We start from the raw sequence: 2310 nt of genomic DNA, 5'->3' as shown, positions 1-2310 counted from the left end.
TTGAAAAGTCGAATTCGCAAGCAACGACGCAATACGACAAGTTTGCGCGAAGCAATCGAGGTTGTCCTACAGCAAGCTGTGTCCTAACTTGTATGGCGATAGCTATATTTACGCCTTTTTAATACCTAGAAAGTTTTCGATTTTTCCAGCTATTTTATCAGCAGAGCCTTGGGTCACATGGCCTGTAACTAAACTTAAATATACCCCAGTTTTGAACACTAAGATAATTTCGTATAATTTATCAATCCGTTCTACTTTAAAACCTAAAATTTGATTGAGAGAAAAACTTAACTCTTCTTTTTTTATGAAGCTTTTTTCTTGGAAAACTACTTGATTAAGGCTCTTATCAAATGTGCAAGTTTTTATAGAGCCTGCCAAGATAACTCCTGAACATACCCCAGCCGCAAGTAACCCCGCAAAGACCGAATAAAAAAGATTCCCCCAAGCCGTTGCCTGTATTTCTAGAGTTGGCTGTTGAGAAAGCGCTACAAAATCGTTAACTGTTGTAGCTAGCTTCTCGCTCCCGCTATCAGCGTTAATCACTAAAGACACTTCACTAACATTGCTTTGCAGTACCACCTCGTAATTTACTTTTTTGCCTGAATAATGTTCTTTTATCGTCGCGCCTTTCAACTCATTAATTTCTTCGTTGATGCTGCTTCCATTTAAATAAAATTTAGTGACATTACAGTTAATTTTATTCGACTCAGTACGATTGCAAATTAAGCGGTCTTTAACAGGAGATGATAAGCCGCTAAACAAGAGACCTAAACCTGCAACTAATATAATTAGGGCAATAAAACTGTATGAGCTTGCGTCTCGATTTTGTAAAATCAGCTGATCGGAAGTTTGTTTAATAATTCTCATGTTTGCTTGTATACTCCTGAGAGTGAGAGGTCTTGACTAATAAGAACTCATATCTCTCCCACTAAAGGATTTATACAGGGCGATCGCCAGCTTTTACGGACTTCAACGTTGGTGACAATGTTATAACAGGGCACGAGCCAAAGCCAGAATTTCCATTGAGGGTAGGTTTGGCATGGATGTCAAAAGTTGTGCCCAAATTGTCCAGTCCCATCAATAGCGCTGTCAGCGGTAGCCTCGAATCGTTGCATTGATCTCATCGTTGTATTGATCTCATCGTTGTATTGATCTCATTAGCGCCCAGCATACCTTGATGCAACCAGCGTCACGTCATCCATCGGCAAGACAAAGTTTAAACTTTTTTATATCAAATGGCTCTTTGTTGCCCAGTGTGTTGCCCAGTTTGTTGGAACACCCGAAGATAGCACTAATATTAATTAGCAAAAATAATGCTACATATAGTTCAGAAGCCGTTGTTGAACAAGAATAGTTATGTCGGGAGTGCTGAAGATAGAGATATCAGAATCTGTGGAAACACTGCGAGAGCTGTTGACTCAGCAGAAGACAGCAAAAATGCAACAAAGGGTACAGGTACTTTACTGGCTTAAAACCAAGCAAGCCGAATCGGTCGAGCATCTAGCGACATTGGTAGGACGGCATAGAACAACAATATCGCGATGGTTGAGCGAATATCGAGCCGGGGGATTAGTACAACTATTAAACATTCAAACCAGTCCCGGAAGAACCAGAAAGATTCCGCCGCCAGTAGAAGCCAAACTACGAGAAGAACTAAAAGACCCACAAGGGTTCTCAAGTTATAAAGAGATCCAATTATGGCTCAAAGCGATGTGTGACCTAGACGTAGGGTACACAGTGGCACACAAGTTGGTGCGATATCGACTGAAGGCGAAGTTAAAGGTGCCAAGACCCGTTCACACCAAACAAAAAGAAGGAGTAGTAGAAGAGTTTAAAAAAAAATAGCTCTCATACTAGAAGAAATGCTGAAGCCCCTGGAGGAGACCGTAAAAAAATATCGAAAAATTCGATATTGGTGCGGGGACGAGTCGAGAATGGGGCTGATAACACTGTGGGCTAGAAAACTGACTCTTAAAGGAGTACAGCCAGTTGGAATAGAACAATGGTGCTTTGACGACTTCTGGCTGTATGGATTGATAGAGCCAATGACAGGAGAGAGTTTCTTTGATGAATTTTGTCATCTAGATAGCATTTGCTTTGAAAAATATTTAGAGCTATTTGCAGAAAAGTTCCCGGAAGACTTTCATGTGGTTCAGCTAGATAACGGACCCTTACATCAGGCTTATGATTTAGCCATAAGTAGCTAGGATGATTTAAACCTAAAACGCTCCATCGTATACCCACCTTGTTCACTTCGTGATTCCATGCCCTCCATCACAGCCAGGGCTAAATCATATTCATTGTCAAACA

4 protein-coding genes are annotated in these 2310 nt (G+C 40.9%); 2 read left to right on the top strand and 2 right to left on the bottom strand.

All coding sequences use genetic code 11. The annotated features are described in order from the left end of the window. Nucleotides 1-108: 108 nt before the first annotated feature. Nucleotides 109-867, bottom strand: a complete 759-nt coding sequence (locus H6H02_RS26510) for a hypothetical protein (protein WP_190823408.1) — start codon at nucleotides 865-867, stop codon at nucleotides 109-111. 70 nt (nucleotides 868-937) lie between these two features. After that, nucleotides 938-1078 carry a hypothetical protein gene (locus tag H6H02_RS26505; RefSeq protein ID WP_190823407.1) on the bottom strand — a complete coding sequence of 47 codons (141 nt, stop codon included), beginning with the start codon at nucleotides 1076-1078 and terminating at the stop codon, nucleotides 938-940. A gap of 278 nt (nucleotides 1079-1356) precedes the next feature. Between H6H02_RS26505 and H6H02_RS26500 the strand changes: the two genes are divergently transcribed. After that, nucleotides 1357-1845 (top strand): helix-turn-helix domain-containing protein, encoded by a 489-nt coding sequence (locus H6H02_RS26500; RefSeq protein WP_190823406.1) that lies wholly within the window; start codon nucleotides 1357-1359, stop codon nucleotides 1843-1845. A gap of 89 nt (nucleotides 1846-1934) precedes the next feature. Continuing rightward, entirely contained in the window at nucleotides 1935-2207 is a 273-nt protein-coding gene (locus H6H02_RS26495) for a hypothetical protein (RefSeq protein WP_206757315.1), read from the top strand. Nucleotides 2208-2310: the final 103 nt, after the last annotated feature.

This window comes from Coleofasciculus sp. FACHB-1120, assembly GCF_014698845.1.
Lineage (GTDB): Bacteria > Cyanobacteriota > Cyanobacteriia > Cyanobacteriales > FACHB-T130 > FACHB-T130.
Note: the sequence above shows the minus strand (reverse complement) of the source record. Positions and strands in the feature narration are given on the sequence as shown.

Bases quoted from the DNA above. Each gene is read 5' to 3' on its own strand.
- H6H02_RS26500 (WP_190823406.1), top strand. From the start codon at position 1,357: ATGTCGGGAGTGCTGAAGATAGAGATATCAGAATCTGTGGAAACACTG.
- H6H02_RS26505 (WP_190823407.1), bottom strand. From the start codon at position 1,078: ATGGGACTGGACAATTTGGGCACAACTTTTGACATCCATGCCAAACCT.
- H6H02_RS26510 (WP_190823408.1), bottom strand. From the start codon at position 867: ATGAGAATTATTAAACAAACTTCCGATCAGCTGATTTTACAAAATCGA.
- H6H02_RS26495 (WP_206757315.1), top strand. From the start codon at position 1,935: ATGGGGCTGATAACACTGTGGGCTAGAAAACTGACTCTTAAAGGAGTA.